Origin of the sequence: Halomonas sp. GFAJ-1 (assembly GCF_000236625.2) — a bacterium.
Taxonomy (GTDB): Bacteria; Pseudomonadota; Gammaproteobacteria; order Pseudomonadales; family Halomonadaceae; genus Vreelandella.
Map to the genome: position 1 here is coordinate 1 of NZ_AHBC01000081.1, position 603 is coordinate 603.

Consider the following 603-nt stretch of genomic DNA (forward strand, 5'->3'; position numbering starts at 1 on the left):
TAATTTCAGCTACTCATGGGTTTGAAAACTATATTAGAGAAAATTCCAACTCTTTTTGTATCGTTGGAAATTCTCCTATTGAAATAGGAGAATCACAAGGGACTACAATTGACAGTTATGATTATGTGATTCGTTTTAACGCTTATGACACTGGTCATCCATATTGCAAAGATTATGGTTCTAAGACTAATGTGTGGGTTCGTATGCCGAAAAACATGCTAAATATGGATGCACGATCAGAAGATGATCTTGATCTTGTGATAATTAGTGGCGCTAATTGGCTCAGTCGTATGGATGATGGAGTAGAAACTTTTAAACATTTTGTCGAGACTTATAATCAAGTGGGTGTAGTGCCATTTAAAGTCTATAGCAAGCTTGTCTCTGAGCTTCATAGTCCTGCGAGTGCTGGCTTGCAAATCTTGTATTGGATTTATACTTTAATTGGACCTATTGATAAAAAACAGATCTTTGGTTTCCAATTAACAGATCAGAGTAACGGAAAAGATAGTCAATATAACAGTAGTAAAAATAGATCGGTAAGGCATGACTGGAATAATGAAAGATCTCTTTTTGAAAAAATTGTTAAATAAATTTGGAGATGGT

At 34.5% G+C, this 603-nt stretch carries 1 protein-coding gene; it reads left to right on the top strand.

The genetic code is table 11. The features are described from left to right. Positions 1–590, top strand: a 590-nt coding sequence (locus MOY_RS16360) for a glycosyltransferase family 29 protein (RefSeq protein ID WP_193391971.1), incomplete at its 5' end; no start/stop codon positions are given. Positions 591–603: the final 13 nt, after the last annotated feature.